The organism is Allochromatium vinosum DSM 180 (assembly GCF_000025485.1).
Classification (GTDB): Bacteria; Pseudomonadota; Gammaproteobacteria; order Chromatiales; family Chromatiaceae; genus Thermochromatium; species Thermochromatium vinosum.
This window is the reverse complement of the sequence record NC_013851.1, coordinates 1,091,446-1,110,526: the sequence shown is the minus strand read 5'-3', so window position 1 is coordinate 1,110,526 and position 19,081 is coordinate 1,091,446. Positions and strand designations below refer to the sequence as shown.

Genomic DNA, 19,081 nt, shown 5'->3' with positions numbered 1-19,081 from the left:
GCAGGGATGCGGCCGTCAAGCCTACAGGGATGTATTCACGGCGGCCCCCCGACAGCCGCACCCCGAGCCGCCCCGCCCCAACCTAAGCCGCCCGATCCAGACGCGCGTCTTCGGAGTCCAGCAACTCCAGCGCGCGTCGCTCCAGGCTCTCGGGCGAGATGCCGTTGTAGGCCATGATCTCGGCCGGACTGGCCGTGGTCTCGCCGCGCTGCCAGCCGATCAGATCGCGTCCCGCCGCCCGCGAGCGCAGCAACACCGGCTCCAGAGCCACGGTCCCGCCGCCACTCACCCCAATCAACACATCCCCCGCGAAGAGCGCCTCGAACTCCGCATCCGACATGAACCGTCCATCCGGCTGCGCACTGTGCGACCAGGCCACATCGCGCTCGCGATAGAGCCGGCGCGGGTTGACCACAGCGACGATGCGCACCCGATAGCCCGCCGCCTCCAGCCGATCCTTGGCGGCGAACACCGGCTGGAACACCATGTCGCCCGTCACGGCGAAGACCACGGTCCCACGCGCCCCAGGCGCCGATTCATACAGACAGATCGCCCCGCGCTCGATCGCCTCGCGCGCCTGGTCGAGCGTGGTGTGCACAGGCAACGCCGACTTGGAAGCCACGATGCTGATGCACTTGTTGGACTGCTCGACCGCCCAGGCATAGGCGGCCTGGATCATGTTGGCGTCGGCCGGATAGAGCAGATAGACGTTGCCGTTGCGCACCTGACCACCGATGTAGTTCTCGATCTCGGGACGCTGATGGGTCCAGCCGTTGCGGCCCTGCTCCAGCGCACCGGCGGTGAACATCGACACCATCGCCGGTGTCCTGCGCCGTAGCTCGGCCATCGCCTGACCCACGGTCTGCACGATCGGCCAGCCGTTGATGGCGAAGCTCTCGTAGGACAGCCACAGCGACCGCCCGCCGAAGAGCGCGATCCCGGCCGCAAGTCCGGCGCAGGCGTCTTCGTTCAGCGGCTCATAGACCTGACCGCTCGGCGACTGGTTGTAGAGCGGATCGGCGGTCGGATGGCGGATCTTGAGCGCGTCGTTGATAGCCTTCATGGCCGAGGCTTCGTTGCCGTCGGCGTTGGTGACGACGAACTGCGGATCACGTCGACCCAGTTCAGCCACCAGGTTCGCCAGGGCGCTGGCCGGAACGGCCTGCTCGCCACGTGCGAATTCGTGCAGCGGGAGCCGACCGATCTCGGGCAACTGGCGCTCGAACTCCGTGACCACGGTCCGCGCGGCCGGCCCGCCACCGGCGCGGCTCATATTGGTCCGGGTCAGCACCCAGATCTCGGGCGCCAGGGCACCGCGTTCCAAGGCGGCGGCGATGTTAGGTTTTTCGGCCGTGTCGCCCGGATAAAGGTTGTGCGACTTGGCGCCGCTCGCATGCACACCAGCACCCTTGAGCTGCTTGAGGATCACCGCCGTCAGCGTTCCGCCGAGCGCCGACTCGGCGGCGGCCTGCACCCCTTCGAGCACCGCGCGCGAGAAGGCCAGCCGTGCCTCGCGACCGAAGAGCGTGCTGTCGACATAAGCCCCCTCCTGCCCCGCGTCGTCGAAGTCCTTGGCGTCGATCAGGATCACGCGCTCGAAGTCGTGCGCACGCCAGTAGGCGATCATGGCGTCGTTGTCCATCCGCGACACCATCGAATGATGCTCCTGGCTGTAGCCGTTCCAGACCAGCACCGGCAGGAAGTTGGTCACTTCGGGATAAGCGGTGTGGAAGTGCTTCATGGCCGAGAGGATGTAGGGCTCGCCGAGACCGCCATCACCGATGGTGCAGGGAAAGAGCCGGTCGCGATTGAGATAGGCTCCGGCCATGGCGAAGTGCTGGCCCTGACCGAGCGGACCGGCCGGGGCCAGCAGTCCCGGAACCGCGCCCGAGAGATGCCCCAGCAGCCCGTCGCGCTCGCGGAAGCGCGCCTGGAGGTCGGTCATGGTGTGGATGCCCATGGATTCCAGCGAGCCGTCGAGGAACATGGCGCTGTAGAAACCGGGCGCGTGATGGCCGACCTCGGTGACGATGTTGGTATGACCCAGCATCACCAGCGCCGCATAGGCATCGGCTGAGCTGGCGAAACCGCCCGGATGGCCGGACTGCTTGGAGGCGCAGAGCTGGAGCGTCAGATAGCGCAGGGTATCGGCCGTCCACTGGGTCTGTTGTACGGCCGCGTCGTCGATGGCATCGATGGCCGCGCGACCCTCGCCGATCGCCGGTGTCCGGCCCAGGTGCTCGAAGTCGACCGGCAGTGTTCCGAAATGCAGGATGCCGTCGCGGAAATCGGGCTTGGCGGCGCTGTGACTGATCGGAGTGGCGGCTTGGGTCATGGATGTCTCCCTCGTGGTTGGTTTCGGTTGAGTCGGGCGCTTGGTCTTTAGCGTTGGAGAGACTGTAGAGACGGTCTTGATTTTTCGCAATAAAGGATAGATTTCATTATGCGAAATTATGCGCTTTCATCAATGGAGCCATTGCCATGAGCCAAGACACCCCATCTCAACCCGCCGACACTTCGGAAGACAGCGCGCGCACCCCAGGCATCCAGGTCATCGACCGCGCCGCCGCCCTGCTCGACGCCATCGCCCGCTATCCCGAGCCGGTCAGTCTCAAGATCCTGGCCGCCGAGACCGGACTGAACGTCTCGACCGCCCATCGCATCCTCGCGTCCCTGATCCAGAACCAGTTCGTCGAGAAGGACGCCGCCAGCCACTACCTACTCGGACGGCGTCTGCTGCAACTCGGGGTACGGCTGCACGGCAACCTCGACGTGCGCGCCCTCGCCCGCCCGGTCATGGAGGCGTTGCGCGACCGTTTCGGCGAAACCATCAATCTCACCATCCGCGAGGGCGACTCGGTGGTCTATATCGAGAAGGCCACGCCCAACCGCATGATCCACGTCCAGCAGCTCATCGGCTCGCGCGCGCCCCTGCATGTGACGGCCGTCGGCAAGCTGATGCTGGGCGCCGGCGGCGAGGACGCCATCCGCGCCTATGCCCAGCGCACCAACCTGCCCGCCTACACCCGCAACACCCTCACCGCCCTGCCCGATCTGATCGACGCCTGTCGCGAATCGCTCGCGCGCGGCTATGCGCTCGACGACGAGGAGGCCGAGATCGATGTCGGATGCATCGGGGTCTTGATCCGCGACGGGACGGGGAATGTCAGCGCGGGGCTGTCGGTGTCGGCGCCGATCGCGCGTCGGCGGCTGGAGTGGATCGAGGCATTGATGGATGCCGGACGCCGCCTTTCGGCTCAGCTCGGCTATCGTGCCGATGGCGAACGGGTCCGTACCGGAGCCTGAGAATTCCTGACGACTGCGCATTGTCATTGGCCGGCCCAACCCGGAGGACGAGAATGTGCGGCCATGAACAAGCCCTACGCACTCCTCCTCGTCGTTACGCTCCTGTCACTGCTGGCCGGATGCGGGCCGTCCGATTCAGGCTCCGGCTCGCATACCGCCATGGCACCCGATGGTCCGGGCATGGCCCTGATCGAGTCCGCCGAACAGGGCGACCTGAGTGCCGTCGAGCAACTCCTGGCCCGCAATCGCCAGCCCAATGTGCGCGACAGTTGTGACTGGACGCCGCTCATGAAGGCCGCGCTCAATGGCCATGCCGCCATCGTCGAGCGTCTGCTCCAGGCCGGCGCTCAGGTCGATGCCATGGACTCGGGCGGCTATACGGCCATGATGCTCGCGGCCTCGAACAACCATGCCGCCATCGTCGAGCGCCTGCTCGACAAGGGCGCCATGGTCGATCATCAGGAGTCGACGATGGGCTGGACGGCCCTGATCTGGGCGGCCAAGCAAGGCCATGTCGCCAGCGTCAAGGCATTGCTCGAACACCAGGCCGACCGGACGCTCAAGGACTTCGAGGGCAAGACCGCCGCCGACTGGGCACGCGAGGGCGGACACGAAGAGATCCTGGCCCTACTGCGCTGAGTCGATCGTCCCGCCACGCAACCGCTTGGGCTAAAACGCCGTCGCGATTATGCTTGGCCCCATGCCAAGCCTCACCGAAAAGCTCAACGCGCACGGATTCGAGTCCAACGACGACTACGAATTCCAGGTGCGCTGCCTGCTCGAAACGCCGACCTCCGGTATCCGCGCCCTGAACATCGAGGGCGACGGCGGACGGCGCAAGACGGCCTTCGCCAACGCCCTCGCCCGCGCGCTCGATTTCCCCCAGATCCTCTACCACGACTTCACCGACACCCATCCGCCGCTGCCGGATGTGATACTGCCGCCGAGTCAGGACGAACTCGGGCGCGAGGAACCGCCGATCGAGCCGTTCGACCGCCTCGTCAGCGAAGCCTGCGCCCTGAGCGAGGGCGATCCGACCGTGCTGGTCCTCGACCAGCTCCAGGCCGCCGACTTCCGCGAGCACATCCGTCTCCACCGTCTGATCAAAGACGGATTCTGGGAGGTGCGCGGCGGCTCCTATTTCGCCAATCCCAACCGGCTGCTGATCGTCCTGATCTCGGAGCAACCGCTCTATCACGCCCTGCGTCAGGAGAGCTTCCGACTCTGGATCGGTCGCCAGTCCGAGCGCCAACTGGTTTATCATCCGGCGGATTTCGGTCTGGGTTCGGATGCCCGGAACGTCTTCGAGGCACTGACCCAGTTGTTCGAGGCGCTCGGGGCGGCGCCGACACGCCGTGAATTCACGCGCCTGCTCGACGATCTGAGGCTCCATGTGCGCACCGTCGAGCATCTGCGCCTGAGTCTCTACGGGCGTCTGGAAGCCATCGAGCGGGAGGCGTTGAGCGATCCGCGTCTCCGCGAGATCCAGCACCGGCTCCTGGAGGCCGCGCGAAGCTGGCTCGTCACCGAGCACATCGAACTGGCGGACGCTCGACCGCCCCCGGACCTGAATCAAGGACAGCGCTGACCGAACCGCGAACGAGACCGAACCGCGAACCGATCCACAACACGGAGATCCCGTAATCATGAGCCGTAAGCAGCGTATCGAGACCCGGATCCAAGAGACCCTCGCGCCCCTGTATCTGGACGTGGTCGACGAAAGCTATATGCACGCCGTCCCACCGGACTCCGAATCCCACTTCAAGCTCCTGGTCGTGAGTGAGACGTTCGCGGATGTCTCGCTGGTCGAGCGCCATCGCCGGCTCAATGAGTTGCTCGCCGATGAGCTCAGCCAGGGACTCCATGCCCTGACCATGCACACCTGGACACCGGAGGAATGGCAGGCCAAGGGCGGTGTACCCGACTCGCCCCCCTGCCAGGGCGGCTCCAGGAACGCCGACGCCTGATCCAGGCGCGCCCACGGCCTTCAGGGCGATGGAGAGGGCGACTCGGCCAGACCGATCTGTGCAATCCGCGCCAGAAAGGCCGCCGGCTCCAGGGCCGGTGCGCACAGATAGCCCTGAAACTCATGGCATCCGGCGTCCAACAAGAACTGACGCTGGATGTCGGTCTCGACCCCCTCGGCGATCACGCGCAGCTTGAGCACACTGGCCAGACCGATCACGGCCGTGGCGATGGCGGTATCGCTCTCGTCGTGCGGAATGTCGCACACGAAGGACCGATCGATCTTGAGCTTGTGGATCGGAAAGCGCTTCAGATAGGCCAGACTGGAGTAGCCGGTACCGAAATCGTCGATCGCCAGCCGCACCCCGAGCGCCACCAGGTTTTCGAGACGGCGCAGGGTTTCCTCGACGTTCTGGATCAGGATGGACTCGGTCAGCTCCAGTTCCAGCCGCCCAGGCGGCAATCCCGTCTCATCCAGCCATTGCGCCAGCAAGTCGATGAAGTTGGCCTGATGGAACTGCGTCGCCGAGACGTTCACCGACAGCGACAGACGGATGCCCTGCGCCTGCCAGTGCGCCCCCTGCCGGATCGCCTCGCGCAACACCCAGCCACCGAGCGCGACGATGAAGCCCGTCTCCTCGGCGATGGGAATGAAGCGTCCGGGCGCGAGTTCGCCCAGATCGGGATCGTTCCAGCGCACCAGGGCCTCGGCCCCGATCACCAGACCGCTGACCAGATCGATCTGCGGCTGGTAGGCAAGCCAGAAATGCCCCTGCTGCAACGCTTCACGCATGGCGTGATCGATCCGCACCCGTTCGAGCAGACCGACATTCATCTGACGCTGATAGAAACAGCAATCGCCCCGACCGTGCTCTTTGACGTGATACATGGCACTGTCGGCATTCTTGATCAGATCGTCGAGTGTCTCGCCATCCTCCGGGTAGAGCGCGATGCCGATACTGCACGAGAGCGAGAACTTCAGGCCATCGAGTTCGAATGGCTGGGCCATGGACTCCAGCAGTCGGCGCGCGACCAGCTCGGCGCCATGCGACTCGACGCGATGCAGCAGCAGCACGAACTCGTCGCCCCCCAGGCGCGCAATGGTGTCGACATGACGCAGACACTGACGGATGCGCTGCGCCACCTCGATCAGCACACGATCGCCGAAGACATGCCCCAGGGAGTCATTGATGTGCTTGAAGCGATCGATGTCGATGAAGAGCACGGCGAAGCGCGTGTTCTCGCGCCGGGCCAGTTCGATGCTGAACTCCAGCCGCTCGGTGAGCCGGAGCCGGTTCGGCAGCCCGGTCAGGGCATCGTTGAAGGCCAGTTGCTCGATACGCTGGCGCGCCTCCACCGTCTCGGACAGATCCTTGACGAACCCGACATAGTGGAAGGGCAGTCCCTCGGTATCCAGCACCCGCATCAGCGAGACCAGACAGGGAAAGGTCGAGCCATCGGCGTGGTGCTGTTCGATCTCGCCCTGCCAGTGACCGCTGCGATCGAGCGCCGCCCGGATGTCCGGATCGAGCGTCTCGTTGGCCCAGAGCCGTAGCGACCGGTCGAGCCGCTGGCCCACGAGTTCGGCGCCGGCAAGACCGGTCATGCGCTCGCCCGCTGGATTCACGGCCACGATCCTGAACTCGGGATCCGTGACGAAGATGGCATCCAGACTGGCCTCGAACACGCGCGCCGCGAGCTTCAGACCCTGCTCGTCGTGCAGGCGCTGGGTGATGTCGCGAAACGCATAGACGCGCCCGATGGGACGCCCGCGCGCGTACTGCGGCAGAGTCACGCGCTCCAGCACGCGCCCCTGGCGCAGCGTCAGCAGATCCGAGGCCTCCAGCAACGGATTCTGAGCGATGGCCTGGAGACGCGCGGCATACCCCTCGGCATCGAGCACCTCGCGCACCATCCAGTCGTGGATTCCGGCATCGTTGCGCTCGGTCAGGAGCGCCGCCGGCAGGCGCCACAACTCGGCGAAGCGCTGATTGAAGCTGCGGATCGCCCCATCGAGATCCGTGACCAGAATGCCATCGGCGCTCGATTCCAGGGTCGCGCGCAATTCGGCGACCAGCTTCTCGAGTTCGCTCTCGACCGCACGCCGCTCGCTCTGGTTGGAGAAACAGGCCAGATAGAGACATCGGCCATCCGGGCAGGACACCCGGCCGACACGCCTCAGGACAGTCACCAGGGTGCCGTCCTGGCGACGCAGCAGCGTCTCGGACAGCAGGGTATCGCCACGTCCGGCGGCCACGTCCTCCCAGAAGAACAGATCTTCGGGCGTGCAGGCCAGTTCACTCATGGAGCGCCCGACCAGGGACGCACGCCCCTGACCGAGCAACTCCTCAGCGGCCCGATTGACGGCCAGCAGACGCTGATCGCTCCCATCGACCAACCACACCGCGTCGATCAGCTCATCGATAAGCGCTTGTGCAAGGTCGATATCTGAAGTCAAGTCGTCACCCTCGGCGTCCTCGCCTGTGGATCTGAGAGGCGTGCTGGCTCATGGCACCTGTGTGCGATCCATGGATTCGCGCGCACGTTCGAAAAAATAGCAGATCCGTTGACGTGGCAAGAGATAATCGAAGACCGCGCGTGGAAGTTGCAGCGGTTTGAGACTCTGGCGGATACCCAGCTCGGGCTCTTTGTCCAGATCGATCACCAGAGCCTCGTCACGCGCGACCCTGGAATCATGGACGATCACACGCGGTTTGAGTGGACGGGCGGCGTTCACCGAGACCACCAGCGCATGACGCCCATCGCTGAGCACCACCACGGAACCGGGCGGATAGACGCCCATCATGCGGATGAAGACGGCCAGAATGTCCGCGTCGAACTTGTCGCGCGACTGAGCGAACATCAGCGACAGCGCCTGGTGCGGCGTGATGGCGGCCACCGGGTTGGACGGATTGCACAGGATGTCGTAATGATTGACCAGGGTCACGATGCGCGACAGATAGGTCAGCTCCTCGCCGCGCAGGTGCCGCGGAAAGCCGCTTCCGTCGGCGTATTCGTGATGCTGGGCGATGATAACGCTGATCTCTGGATCGAGTCCCATGCGCGCGGCCAGCGCGACGCCATGCTCGACATGGCGCTGGAACAGTTTGCGTTCGGCGGCGCTGACCACGGCGTCGCGCCAGCGCAGACGCTCGGGCAACGCGACCTTGCCGATGTCGTGCAGCAGGGCACCGAGCGCGAGCTGGTCGAGCGCGGCGGCGTCCAGACCGAGACGCTGCCCGAGCAGCAGCGCGATGACGGAGACATTGATCGCATGCAGTGAGGTCTGCTCGCCGGCCTGTTCCGACAGCAGACGAATGCAGGACTCGCCCTGATCGAGCAGTCCCCGCACCAGCCCCTCGGCCATGGCCCTCGCCCGCTCGCGTGCCAGCTCCGGTTGGGCGGGCGCGAGCTTGAGGATCTCGCGAAAGGCGCGCGTGGCATCGGCGAATTCGCGCTCGCAGCGAGCCAGACTGGCCTGCTGGTCCAGCAGGAGCCGACGCTGCTGCTCGGCCGGCGAAAGTGGCACGGCCGGTGTTGCGACCGGCGTCTCGGGGTTGGCCGGCGTGGGCGGATCACTGAGTTCGGGCGACCAGCGCAGCCGCCTCAGACCGAGGCCGCGAATGGTCTCGATCTGGCTTTCGGAGTCGATCTTGAAGTTGTTGAGCGCGAATGGATGGCCCATCCAGCCGAGATCCAGATAGATGTACAGGCCGACGCGCAGCTCGTCGACATCGATGAATCGCGCCTGAGTATCGGCCATATCCGAATCTTCGTGCGACCAGTGCCGTGGGTCGGTACTCAGGGTCTTGCCTCGCGCACGCCCCGCTCCAGACGGTCGCGGGCAAGTCTGGCCTCGGTGCTGTTCGGATACTCGCGGATCACGCGCTCCAGGGTCGCTCGGGCCTGTTCGATGGCGTTTTGTTCATACTGGATGAAGCCGATCTTGAGTAGCGCGCCCGGCACCTTGGCACTGGCCGGATTGAGTTCGACCAGCCGGTCGTATTCGGCCAGGGCGGCCGGATACTCGCGCAGGACATAGTAGGTCTCGCCGAGCCAGTAGCGGGCGTTGTCGGCATATTCGCCCTGAGGATAGCGGCGCAGCAGATCGTTGAAGGCGGTCTTGGCCTCCTGGTATTGGCGTTCCTTGAGATGCTCGAAGCCCTGGCTGTAGAGATCGCGCTCGCTGGCCCCGTGGGTCTCGGGCGCGGGCAGGGATGGAATCCCGACCGACCCCGGACTCGCGGGGACAGGGGGCGTTACGGGATTGGCGGATGGGGTCGCGCCGGGCAGCGCGTCCAGCCCGGTGCCGCTCGCGTCCACGAGGCCAGGCTGGAGTGATGGTGCGGCGGTCTCGCCGCCTCCCGAACCGGAGGCGCGTCCGGTACCGGCGAGCCGCGCATCGAGATCGAGGAACTGATCGCGCTGCTGGCGCTGGAGGCGTTCGATGTCGAACCGCTGCTGCTCGACCAGGCCGCGCAGTTCCTGCACCTCGCTCTGCAGACGCTGCATCTGGAGCAGCAGCTCCGAACCGCTCTGGTTCTCCAGGATGCGTTCGAGACGCCCGATGCGCCCTTCGAGTGCGGGATCGGCGGCCCAGAGACTGGGCGCGGTCAGTCCACCCAGAACCAGCACGATCGGGAGTGACAGGAATCGAACGGACGGCGGCATGGTTCTCACCTCAGTATTGGATGATCACGCGACGGTTCAGGCGCCAGGACTGTTCACTGTGCCCCGGATCGGCCGGACGCTCCTCGCCGTAACTCAGGATCGTCATTTGATTGGCGGGCACGCCCTCGGCGAGCATGAAGCGGCGCACCGAATCGGCGCGCTGGTCGCTGAGCGCCAGATTGTACTCGCGCGTGCCGCGTTCATCGGTGTGTCCTTCCAGGGTGACGCGCGTGCCGGGCTGACTGCCGAGATAGCGCGCATGGGTGCGGATCACGTCGAGGTATTGCGGCTTGATCTCGGCGGTGTCGTAATCGAAATAGATAGTGCGCTGATAGAGCGGACTGGACGGGTCTTCCCAGGGACCGGCATAGGTCGGGCGAGTGGACTCCATGGGAGCCGTGGTCGCCGGGCGTCCCTGAATCGGTGCCGGCCTGGACGCCGTATCGCTCGGCGCGGGCTTGGAGGCACAACCGGCGAGTCCGGTGCCACCCAGCATCACAGTCAGGAGCAGCGCCGCCAAGCGCCTGGAGCGTGGTTCGATCATCTTCTGGAATCTCCCGATGAATGGATGGCCTATCTTGTCGAAAGCACCTGCCGCGCTGCAACAGGCGGGTCTCAACGCTTCAGCGGCGACCAGGCCGGTTCGCGCACCTGCCCCGAGTCCTGCGTGAGACGCTGACTGCCGCCGCCCTCGACCGAGGCGGTCGCCAGCACGCCGCGATGGCCGTGGATGGTGGCGTAGATGACCATGGCGCCGTTGGGCGCGAAACTCGGCGATTCGTCCAGATCGCCGCGGCTGAGCAGGCGCGTCACGCCGCGCGCCAGATCGAGCTGGCCGATGCGAAAGGCACCGTTGACGCGCGTGACCATGACGATCGAGCGCCCGTCCGGGGCGTAGGACGCCCGTCCATTGTAGTCGCCCTCGACGCTGATGCGCTCGGCGGGACCACCCGTGGCCGCCATGCGATAGATCTGCGGACTGCCGCCCCGGTCCGAGGTGAAGATGATCGACTGTCCGTCGGGCGACCAGGACGGTTCGGTGTCGATCGCGTAGTGATCGGTGAGCCGGGTGAGCTCGCGACTGAGCAGGTTGAGACTGTAGATGTCGGGATTGCCGTCCTTGGAGAGCGTCATCGCCAGGCGCGAGCCGTCGGGCGAGAAGGCCGGTGAGCCGTTGATGCCCGGATGACTGGCGACCAGCTCGCGTCGGCCCGAGCTGAGTTCCTGGATATAGATGGCCGCACGCTTGTTCTCGAACGAGACATAGGCGAGCCGCTGGCCGTCCGGCGACCAAGCGGGCGACATCAGGGGTTCGGCCGAGGAGACGATGGTCTGCGGATTGTAGCCGTCGGCATCGGCCACGCGCAGGGTCACGGTCAGGTCCGCGCCGCTGCCGGTGGAGGTGATATAGGCGATGCGGGTCGCGGCCACGCCCGGCTGGCCGGTGAGTTTTTCGTGGATCTCGTCGGCGATGCGGTGCGCGGTCTGGCGCATCCCGGACTGGGTGCTGACCAGGCTGGAACTGGCCAGTTCGGTGCCGCGAAAGACGTCGAACAGGCTGAAGCTGATCCGGTAGCCGGTGGGGTCCGGCTCGACCCGGCCGATGACCAGGTTGTTCATGCCGAGCAGGCTCCAGTCGCGGAAGTCGACCTCCTCGCGCGTGGCCGGCATGTCGAGCATGTCGCGAGTCGGCATCGGCTTGAAGCGCCCGGTGCGGGCGAGATCGGCGCCGATGATGGCAGCCATGTCGACCGGCGGGATCAGTCCCTCAGAGGTGCCGAAGGGGACGATGGCGATGGGTTGGGCCGACTCGATGCCGCCGGTGATCTCGATGTTGAGTCGGGGGGCGGCCAACGCCTGTCCCAGGCCGACGAGGATCAGGACGACGACGAACAACGAACGCGGTAGGCAGGAGTATCGAGTCATGTGGCGTGATCCCTCAGCTCAAGGGGAAAAGGTGAAGTCGAACTCGCGGAAACGCTCGAACGGCGGACCCGAGGGTACGGGCAGTGGTGAGGCATTGTACACGGCAGCAACCACGGATTGATCGAAGGCCGTGTGACCGCTGCTGCGCACGACGCGCACGCTGTTGGGCACCACCTCGCCGCCGGGGATCAGACGCACCGAGACCACGGCGACCAGATCCAGTCCGGCCGACGGCGGGCGCACCCAGAATTGACGCACGCGATCGCGGATGACCGGCACATAGCGATCGGCCTCGCGTGCGATCTGCTCGAAGGCTAGCCGCGAGGCCAGATCCTCTTCACGCGCGCGCTGAGCTTCAGCCACAGCGGCACGCTGCGCGTCCTCGGCGGCTTGCTCACGCGCCAACTGCTCGCGGCGCTGCTGCTCGATCTCCTCGGCCAGACGGCGCTCTTCCTCTTGGGCCAGTCGCTCCGCCTCCTCGGCGAGCTGCTGTCGACGTTCGCGTTCCAGTTCCGCTTCCAGCCGCGCCGCTTCCTCGGCGGCCAGCCGCTCGGCTTCCTGACGCAGACGTTCGCGCTCGGCCTCCATGCGCCGCGCCTCCTGCTCGGCACGCTCACGCGCCTCTCGGGCCAGGCGTTCCTCTTCTGCCCGTTGGCGTTCGAGTTCGGCCTGACGACGCGCTTCGTCCTCGGCGCGCGCGCGGGCCTCGGCTTCCGCAAGTCGGCGGCGTTCGGCCTCCTGCTCGGCGCGGCGGCGTGCCTGGGCGGCCTGCTCGGCGGCAAGACGCTCGGCTTCCAGTTCGGCCTGCCGCTGGGCTTCGAGCTCCAGAGCTTCACGCCGGGCCGCTTCCTCAGCGGCGAGACGTTGGGCCTCCAGTTCAGCCTGACGCTGGGCTTCGAGTTCCAGAGCTTCGCGCCGGGCCGCTTCCTCGGCCTCGCGTCGAGCGGCCTCCTGTGCCTCGCGCTGGGCGGCCAGTTCAGCCGCGCGACGGGCTTCTTCCTCGGCGGCGAGACGCCGGGCCTCCAGCTCGGCCGGATCGGGTTCGGGTGGTTGCGGCTCGGGCAGCTCAGGTTGGGCGGGGCGTTCCGTCCTGGTGGAGTCTGACGTGGGCCGCTCGGGTTCGGGCAGATCCGGAACCGGCACTCCGGCCCCGTCATCCGCTTCTGGCGCGACACCCTCCGCAGATCCGGCCGCTCCAGTCTCCAGGTCCGATACCAGCGCCTCCAGCGCCCGATCCGAGACCAGATTCGCCTGCACCACGCGCGCCTTGGAGCCAATGTCCGGCGCGGGTTTCAGGACATCGATCCCGACGAAGAACAGCAGCGCAAAGAACAGATGCAGTCCAAGCGACCAGTAGAAGGCGCGCGGATTGACGCGCAGGATCTCCCACATGGTCAGGGCTCGCGGCGCTCCGGCGGCACGGTGATCAGTCCGACCTCGGGCGCGCCCGCCTTCTGGGCGATGGCCATGGCACGCACCACGCGGCCATAGTCGACGCTGTTGTCGCCGCGCACCAGGATCGGCGTATCAGGTTGGTATTCGAGCACCACCCGCAGCCGGTCATAGAGGATCTGGTCGCTCGCCGGCTGATTCTTCTCGGCACCGATGTCGATGTAATAGTCCCCGAACTGATCGACCGTGATGACGACCGACTCGGTGGCCGGCCCGGTGATGGCGCCGGTCTTGACCTGGGGCAGACTGATCTTGACCCCGCTGGTGATGAGCGGCGCCGTCACCATGAAGATGACCAGCAGTACCAGCATCACGTCGATGTAGGGCACGACGTTGATCTCGGCCATGAGACGACGGCGGGTGCGGCGGCGGCTGTGCTTGACCATGTGTCGAAGCCCCCTGCCCCGCTCAGCCGCGCCCCTGGCGCTGGAGCAGGGTCGCGAATTCCTCGATGAACTCTTCGTAGCGGTTGTTGAGCCGCTCGACCTGATTGGAGTAGCGGTTGTAGGCGATGACGGCCGGAATGGCGGCGAAGAGTCCGATGGCGGTGGCGACCAGCGCCTCCGAGATACCGGGCGCGACCAGGGCCAGGGTCGCCTGCTCGACGTTACCGAGCGCATGGAAGGACTGCATGATGCCCCAGACGGTGCCGAACAGCCCGATATAGGGACTGGTCGAGCCGACGGTGGCCAGGAAGGCCAGATTGGTTTCGAGACGATCCATCTCGCGGCTCAGGGCCACACGCATCGAGCGCTCGGCCCCTTGCAGCACGGACGGCATGTCGGTGTCCTCGACCTTGCGCAGCCGCACGAACTCCTTGAAGCCGGCGCGAAAGATCACCGCCAGCCCCTGACCGCCCTTCTCGTCCTGACTCAGCTCCTTGTAGAGCGCCCCCAGATCGCCGCCGGACCAGAAGCGCTCCTCGAAGCGATCGGCCAGCTTGCGCGCACGCCCGAGGACACGGGTGCGGTCCAGAATCATGGTCCAGGAGATGACCGAGGCGACCACCAGCACCAGCAGCACCAGTTGCACCACCAGGCTGGCATCGAGGATCAGAGCGAAGAGGGACAGATCGGATGTCATGGGATTTTTTTACTCAGATCGCCGCTGCCAGCCGATCCGGCAGACGGCGCGGACGCATGGTCGCCGCATCGAGGCACACTACCTTGACCGACCCGCGACAGCAGACGGCCTGATCGGCGAGGCGCAGGATGTCCTGCTCGAAGGCCAGACTGGCGCCGCCCTTGTGGCTGAGACTGGAGCGCACCGTCAGCAGATCATTGAAACGCGCCGGGGTCAGATATTTGAGATCGACCGCTGTGACCGCGAAGACGACGCCCTGTTCCGCGCGCAGCCGGTCCTGCTCGAAGCCGAGCGCGCGCAGCCATTCGGTGCGGCCACGCTCCATGAAGCGCAGATAGTTGGCATAGAAGACGATGCCAGCGGCATCCGTGTCTTCGTAATAGACGCGCACCGGCCAGTCGAAACCGGCTGAAGCGCCATGAGTCTGTGTCGACATGCTGGACGTTCCTTGCGACACGAATCCGGACTCCGGCCCCGCGACCGTGCGCGGGAGCCGGAAACGACCCGAAGGATCGGGATCAGTTGCGGGTCTTGTCGACCAGCTTCTTCTCGCGGATCCAGGGCATCATCTCGCGCAGACGCTCGCCGACTTCCTCGATCTGGTGCTCGGCGCCGAGACGACGCATGGCCTTCATCGAAGCCGCGCCCGCCTGATTCTCCAGCATGAACTCCTTGGCGAACTGGCCGGTCTGGATCTCGGTCAGGATGCGCTTCATCTCAGCCTTGGTCTCGCTGGTGATGACGCGCGGGCCACGGGTCAGGTCGCCGTACTCGGCGGTGTTGGAGATCGAGTAGCGCATGTTGGCGATGCCGCCCTCGTAGATGAGGTCGACGATCAGCTTCACTTCGTGCAGACACTCGAAGTAGGCCATCTCGGGCGCGTAACCGGCCTCGACCAGGGTCTCGAAACCGGCCTGGATCAGCGAGGTCAGACCGCCGCACAGCACCACCTGCTCACCGAACAGGTCGGTCTCGCACTCCTCGCGGAAGGTGGTCTCGATGATGCCGGCACGACCGCCGCCGTTGGCCGAAGCATAGGCCATGGCGATGTCGCGCGCCTGGCCGCTGGCGTCCTGGTAGACCGCGATCAGCGAGGGCACGCCGCCGCCCTGGGTGTAGGTCGAGCGCACCAGATGCCCCGGACCCTTGGGGGCGATCATGATGACATCCAGATCCTCACGCGGGGTGATCTGGCCGAAGTGGACGTTGAAGCCGTGAGCGAAGGCCAGCGCCGCGCCCTGCTTGATGTTCGGCTCGATCTGCTCGCGATAGAGCGCGCCCTGATGCTCGTCGGGTGCCAGGATCATGACCACGTCGGCGTCGGCCACCGCCTCTTCGATCGGCTTGACGGTCAGACCGGCATTGGTGGCCTTGGCCGCCGAAGCCGAACCCGGACGCAGCGCCACGGTGACGGAGACGCCGGAGTCCTTGAGGTTGTTGGCGTGGGCATGGCCCTGCGAGCCATAGCCGACGATGGTCACTTTCTTCCCTTGGATCAGCGAAAGGTCGGCGTCTTTGTCGTAATACACGTTGATGGTCATGCGATGAATCCTAGTCTTGGATGGATCGGGTTCGAAAATCGGTTCGAAACGGGGGTTAGAGGGTCAAGCCCTTGGCGCCACGGGCGATGCCGGTGGGACCGGAGCGGACGACCTCGATGATCAGTCCCTCGGGCAGTGCATCGATGAAGGCGTCGAGTTTACGCGAGGCGCCGGTCAGTTCGATGACATAGCTCACGTCGGTCACGTCGATGATCTTGGCGCGGAAGATGTCCACCAGCCGCTTGAGTTCTTCGCGGTCGGGACGCTCGGCGCGCACCTTGACCATCATCATCTCGCGCTCGATGTGATCGCCCTCGGAGAGGTCGACGAGCTTGACGGTGTCGATGAGCTTGTTCAACTGCTTCTTGATCTGCTCGACGATCTCGTCGTTGCCGGTCGTCACCAGCGTCATGCGCGAGAGCGTGGGGTCGTCGGTGGGGGCGACCGTGAGCGATTCGATATTGTAGCCACGGGCCGAGAACAGTCCGGCGACGCGCGAGAGCGCTCCGGCCTCGTTCTCCAGCAGCACGGCGATGATGTGTCTCATATCCGGGTTCCTACAAATCAGGCCAGTTCGCGGTCGGAGTGGCTCGGCGAGAGCTGCATCTCGTGATGCCCCTTGCCGGCGGCGATCATGGGATAGACGTTCTCGGTCGGGTCGACGATCACGTCGAGGAAGACGAAGCGGTCACGCATGGCGAAGGCTTCGCGCATGGCGTCTTCCAGGTGCTCGGGCCGTTCGACCCGCATCCCGACATGGCCGAAGCTCTCGGCGAGCTTGACGAAATCGGGCAGCGCGTCGACATAGGAATGCGAGTAGCGGCTCTCGTAGAACAGCTCCTGCCACTGGCGCACCATGCCCATGTAGCCGTTGTTGAGCAGCACCACCTTGATCGGCAGCCGGTATTGCTGGCAGGTCGCCAGCTCCTGGATGCACATCAGGATACTGGCATCGCCCGAGATACAGGCCACCTGCGCCTCGGGATGGGCCAGTTGGGCGCCGATCGCCGCCGGCAGACCATAGCCCATGGTGCCGAGTCCGCCCGAGTTGATCCAGCGCCGCGGCTTGTCGAACGGATAGAACTGGGCGGCGAACATCTGGTGCTGGCCGACGTCGGAAGCCAGATACAGCTCGCCGTTCGTGACCTTGTAGAGCGTCTCGACCGCGAACTGCGGCTTGATGGCCTCGGCGCTGGTCGGATATTTGAGGCAATCGAGCGCGCGCCATTCGCCGATCTTGGCCCACCAGTCGCCGAGCGCGTTGACGGGCGACTTGGGCTGCTGCTCGCGGTAGAGCCTGAGCATGTCCGCGAGCACGCTCGCCACCTGACCGACGATCGGCACGTCGACCTTGACGTTCTTGGAGATCGAGGACGGATCGACGTCGATGTGGATGATCTGGGCGTGCGGGCAGAAATGCTCGATCTTGCCGGTGACGCGATCGTCGAAACGTGCGCCGATGGCGATCAGCACGTCGGTCTCGTGCATCGCCATGTTGGCTTCATAGGTACCGTGCATCCCCAGCATGCCGAGGAACTGCGGGTCGGTCATCGGGAAGGCGCCCAGACCCATCAGGGTGCTGGTGATCGGGAAGCCGGTCGCCTTCACCAGTTCAGTCAGCTGCGCCGAGCCGTCGCCGAGCACCACACCGCCGCCGGTATAGAACACCGGACGCTTGGCCGCCAGCATCAGGTCGACGGCCTTGCGGATCTGGCCCAGATGCCCCTTCTCCACCGGGTTGTAGGAGCGCAGCTTGATCTCGCGCGGATAGACGTAGGGGATCTTGATGTTCGGATCGGTGACGTCCTTGGGGATGTCGATCACAACCGGTCCCGGACGGCCCGTGGTGGCGATATGGAACGCCTTGCGGATGGTCAGGGCCAGATCGCGCACGTCCTTGACCAGGAAGTTGTGCTTGACGCACGGACGGGTAATGCCGACCGTGTCGACCTCCTGGAAGGCATCGCTGCCGATGAAGGGCGTGGGCACCTGGCCGGTCAGCACCACCATCGGGATCGAGTCCATGTAGGCGGTGGCGATGCCGGTGACGGCGTTGGTCGCGCCCGGACCCGAGGTGACGAGGCAAACGCCGCACTTGCCGGTGGCGCGCGCATAGCCGTCGGCCGCGTGTGCCGCTGCCTGCTCGTGACGCACCAGGATGTGCTTGAGCGAGCCCTGTTTGAACAGGGCGTCGTAGATATGCAGCACCGAGCCGCCGGGGTAGCCGAAGACCAGCTCGACGCCTTCGTCGACCAGCGCCTGGATGACGATCTCCGCCCCGCTCAGTTCCGGTGCGGCTCCGTCCGGTTGTGCATCAGTCAGTGACACCTTGAGCGACCTCCGCTTCGGCCCGCTCGCCGGAATGCCGCCCGCGCGTCGGGCGTGGAACGCCGACGGGCTTGAGGATTCCGGGAGAGAGAAGACTAGAAATTGAAAAAGAGGTTGACGTTACAGGGATCGTCGTGAGTGGTCAAGATGCGAATTCGGCTGCAAGGATCGATCCTTGAGCAGAACTCCTGGACGAGGCGATCGATGTCTGCGGTCAGGCCGCAGGACGGCTAGTGATCGACTGGAGGATCGGAACCGATACCGATGGAGAGCATCAGGGGCTCGAGTTGCCCCCAGACGTCCTTGGCCTGACGTTTCGAGAGCAGGGCCGGCAGCGCATCGCGCAGATCATCCAGTTCGGCACGCAGTTCAGCGACCGAGCCGGCCGCTTCGATACGCTGTACGCGGCGCGCGCCGACCGGACCCAGGGTTCCGAGGATGACGAAACGCGCGAAGCCTTTTGCCTTCGCCAGATTGAACTCAGGCTGTTGGGACAAAGCGGCGGCAATGGACGGAACCGCATCGCGGGGCGCCAGAAAACCATCGGCCAGCAGCGTGTTGAGATGCCCCTCCAGATCGTCGTTCAGACTGGCGAGCCGATCCAGGGTCTCACCAACCGTACTCCGCCCGTCGATCATGATCAGCAACCGCCGGAGCCGCGCCGGGAGCTTGTAAGCCTTGGTGCGGATTTCCTCCTGTCCCTTGGCCGTTTTGACCAAAATCCATTGCCGGTCCACTGTTTTGACGAAAGGCTGTTCAGGTTCCGGTGGCGACATGCAGACCTCGCTAGGAGAATGAACTTGCGTGGT

At 65.4% G+C, this 19,081-nt stretch carries 18 protein-coding genes; 4 read left to right on the top strand and 14 right to left on the bottom strand.

Annotated features, from left to right (window positions below; all coding sequences use genetic code 11):
* Nucleotides 1–82: 82 nt before the first annotated feature.
* Nucleotides 83–2,335 carry a phosphoketolase family protein gene (locus ALVIN_RS04780; protein ID WP_012970183.1) on the bottom strand — a complete coding sequence of 751 codons (2,253 nt, stop codon included), beginning with the start codon at nucleotides 2,333–2,335 and terminating at the stop codon, nucleotides 83–85.
* Nucleotides 2,336–2,481: 146 nt separating this feature from the next.
* On the opposite strand from ALVIN_RS04780, the gene ALVIN_RS04775 reads away from it, so the two are divergent.
* The 4 genes from ALVIN_RS04775 (at nucleotide 2,482) to ALVIN_RS04760 (ending at nucleotide 5,273) form a co-directional block, all read left to right on the top strand.
* Nucleotides 2,482–3,306, top strand: a complete 825-nt coding sequence (locus ALVIN_RS04775) for an IclR family transcriptional regulator (protein ID WP_012970182.1) — start codon at nucleotides 2,482–2,484, stop codon at nucleotides 3,304–3,306.
* A gap of 63 nt (nucleotides 3,307–3,369) precedes the next feature.
* Nucleotides 3,370–3,945, top strand: coding sequence for an ankyrin repeat domain-containing protein (locus ALVIN_RS04770; protein ID WP_012970181.1), 576 nt, complete (start codon nucleotides 3,370–3,372; stop codon nucleotides 3,943–3,945).
* Between the two features lie 61 nt (nucleotides 3,946–4,006).
* The gene (locus ALVIN_RS04765) at nucleotides 4,007–4,894 is read left to right on the top strand and encodes a hypothetical protein (protein WP_012970180.1); all 888 of its coding nucleotides are present in this window, start codon (nucleotides 4,007–4,009) and stop codon (nucleotides 4,892–4,894) included.
* A gap of 58 nt (nucleotides 4,895–4,952) precedes the next feature.
* Complete coding sequence (locus tag ALVIN_RS04760) at nucleotides 4,953–5,273, top strand: BolA family protein (protein ID WP_012970179.1); 321 nt, start codon at nucleotides 4,953–4,955, stop codon at nucleotides 5,271–5,273.
* A gap of 20 nt (nucleotides 5,274–5,293) precedes the next feature.
* On the opposite strand, the gene ALVIN_RS04755 is transcribed toward ALVIN_RS04760, so the two are convergent.
* From ALVIN_RS04755 to ALVIN_RS04695, 13 genes are all read right to left on the bottom strand, one after another.
* Nucleotides 5,294–7,729 carry a sensor domain-containing protein gene (locus tag ALVIN_RS04755; RefSeq protein WP_012970178.1) on the bottom strand — a complete coding sequence of 812 codons (2,436 nt, stop codon included), beginning with the start codon at nucleotides 7,727–7,729 and terminating at the stop codon, nucleotides 5,294–5,296.
* A gap of 48 nt (nucleotides 7,730–7,777) precedes the next feature.
* On the bottom strand, nucleotides 7,778–9,034 hold the full coding sequence (locus ALVIN_RS04750; RefSeq protein WP_012970177.1) for an HD-GYP domain-containing protein: 1,257 nt from the start codon (nucleotides 9,032–9,034) through the stop codon (nucleotides 7,778–7,780).
* Between the two features lie 38 nt (nucleotides 9,035–9,072).
* Complete coding sequence (ybgF, locus tag ALVIN_RS04745; RefSeq protein ID WP_012970176.1) at nucleotides 9,073–9,942, bottom strand: tol-pal system protein YbgF; 870 nt, start codon at nucleotides 9,940–9,942, stop codon at nucleotides 9,073–9,075.
* A gap of 10 nt (nucleotides 9,943–9,952) precedes the next feature.
* On the bottom strand, nucleotides 9,953–10,486 hold the full coding sequence (pal, locus tag ALVIN_RS04740) for a peptidoglycan-associated lipoprotein Pal (protein ID WP_012970175.1): 534 nt from the start codon (nucleotides 10,484–10,486) through the stop codon (nucleotides 9,953–9,955).
* Between the two features lie 71 nt (nucleotides 10,487–10,557).
* Entirely contained in the window at nucleotides 10,558–11,868 is a 1,311-nt protein-coding gene (gene tolB / locus ALVIN_RS04735; protein WP_012970174.1) for a Tol-Pal system beta propeller repeat protein TolB, read from the bottom strand.
* 18 nt (nucleotides 11,869–11,886) lie between these two features.
* Nucleotides 11,887–13,260 carry a cell envelope integrity protein TolA gene (tolA, locus tag ALVIN_RS04730; protein WP_012970173.1) on the bottom strand — a complete coding sequence of 458 codons (1,374 nt, stop codon included), beginning with the start codon at nucleotides 13,258–13,260 and terminating at the stop codon, nucleotides 11,887–11,889.
* Between the two features lie 2 nt (nucleotides 13,261–13,262).
* Nucleotides 13,263–13,706 carry a protein TolR gene (gene tolR, locus ALVIN_RS04725; RefSeq protein WP_012970172.1) on the bottom strand — a complete coding sequence of 148 codons (444 nt, stop codon included), beginning with the start codon at nucleotides 13,704–13,706 and terminating at the stop codon, nucleotides 13,263–13,265.
* A gap of 22 nt (nucleotides 13,707–13,728) precedes the next feature.
* Nucleotides 13,729–14,403, bottom strand: a complete 675-nt coding sequence (tolQ, locus tag ALVIN_RS04720; protein WP_012970171.1) for a protein TolQ — start codon at nucleotides 14,401–14,403, stop codon at nucleotides 13,729–13,731.
* 13 nt (nucleotides 14,404–14,416) lie between these two features.
* Entirely contained in the window at nucleotides 14,417–14,839 is a 423-nt protein-coding gene (gene ybgC, locus ALVIN_RS04715; protein ID WP_012970170.1) for a tol-pal system-associated acyl-CoA thioesterase, read from the bottom strand.
* Nucleotides 14,840–14,921: 82 nt separating this feature from the next.
* Complete coding sequence (gene ilvC / locus ALVIN_RS04710) at nucleotides 14,922–15,938, bottom strand: ketol-acid reductoisomerase (RefSeq protein WP_190275529.1); 1,017 nt, start codon at nucleotides 15,936–15,938, stop codon at nucleotides 14,922–14,924.
* 61 nt (nucleotides 15,939–15,999) lie between these two features.
* Nucleotides 16,000–16,491 (bottom strand): acetolactate synthase small subunit, encoded by a 492-nt coding sequence (ilvN, locus tag ALVIN_RS04705; RefSeq protein WP_012970168.1) that lies wholly within the window; start codon nucleotides 16,489–16,491, stop codon nucleotides 16,000–16,002.
* A 17-nt stretch (nucleotides 16,492–16,508) separates the two neighbouring features.
* A complete protein-coding gene (ilvB, locus tag ALVIN_RS04700; protein WP_012970167.1) occupies nucleotides 16,509–18,272 on the bottom strand; it encodes a biosynthetic-type acetolactate synthase large subunit in 1,764 nt (587 codons plus the stop codon).
* 230 nt (nucleotides 18,273–18,502) lie between these two features.
* Nucleotides 18,503–19,048 (bottom strand): hypothetical protein, encoded by a 546-nt coding sequence (locus ALVIN_RS04695; protein WP_012970166.1) that lies wholly within the window; start codon nucleotides 19,046–19,048, stop codon nucleotides 18,503–18,505.
* Between the last annotated feature and the right edge of the window lie 33 nt (nucleotides 19,049–19,081).

What these genes read in the sequence shown, in the direction of transcription:
- ALVIN_RS04780 (WP_012970183.1), bottom strand. Translation starts at nt 2,335, where the DNA reads ATGACCCAAGCCGCCACTCCGATCAGTCACAGCGCCGCCAAGCCCGAT.
- ALVIN_RS04775 (WP_012970182.1), top strand. Translation starts at nt 2,482, where the DNA reads ATGAGCCAAGACACCCCATCTCAACCCGCCGACACTTCGGAAGACAGC.
- ALVIN_RS04770 (WP_012970181.1), top strand. Translation starts at nt 3,370, where the DNA reads ATGAACAAGCCCTACGCACTCCTCCTCGTCGTTACGCTCCTGTCACTG.
- ALVIN_RS04765 (WP_012970180.1), top strand. Translation starts at nt 4,007, where the DNA reads ATGCCAAGCCTCACCGAAAAGCTCAACGCGCACGGATTCGAGTCCAAC.
- ALVIN_RS04760 (WP_012970179.1), top strand. Translation starts at nt 4,953, where the DNA reads ATGAGCCGTAAGCAGCGTATCGAGACCCGGATCCAAGAGACCCTCGCG.
- ALVIN_RS04750 (WP_012970177.1), bottom strand. Translation starts at nt 9,034, where the DNA reads ATGGCCGATACTCAGGCGCGATTCATCGATGTCGACGAGCTGCGCGTC.
- ybgF (WP_012970176.1), bottom strand. Translation starts at nt 9,942, where the DNA reads ATGCCGCCGTCCGTTCGATTCCTGTCACTCCCGATCGTGCTGGTTCTG.
- pal (WP_012970175.1), bottom strand. Translation starts at nt 10,486, where the DNA reads ATGATCGAACCACGCTCCAGGCGCTTGGCGGCGCTGCTCCTGACTGTG.
- tolB (WP_012970174.1), bottom strand. Translation starts at nt 11,868, where the DNA reads ATGACTCGATACTCCTGCCTACCGCGTTCGTTGTTCGTCGTCGTCCTG.
- tolA (WP_012970173.1), bottom strand. Translation starts at nt 13,260, where the DNA reads ATGTGGGAGATCCTGCGCGTCAATCCGCGCGCCTTCTACTGGTCGCTT.
- tolR (WP_012970172.1), bottom strand. Translation starts at nt 13,706, where the DNA reads ATGGTCAAGCACAGCCGCCGCCGCACCCGCCGTCGTCTCATGGCCGAG.
- tolQ (WP_012970171.1), bottom strand. Translation starts at nt 14,403, where the DNA reads ATGACATCCGATCTGTCCCTCTTCGCTCTGATCCTCGATGCCAGCCTG.
- ybgC (WP_012970170.1), bottom strand. Translation starts at nt 14,839, where the DNA reads ATGTCGACACAGACTCATGGCGCTTCAGCCGGTTTCGACTGGCCGGTG.
- ilvN (WP_012970168.1), bottom strand. Translation starts at nt 16,491, where the DNA reads ATGAGACACATCATCGCCGTGCTGCTGGAGAACGAGGCCGGAGCGCTC.
- ALVIN_RS04695 (WP_012970166.1), bottom strand. Translation starts at nt 19,048, where the DNA reads ATGTCGCCACCGGAACCTGAACAGCCTTTCGTCAAAACAGTGGACCGG.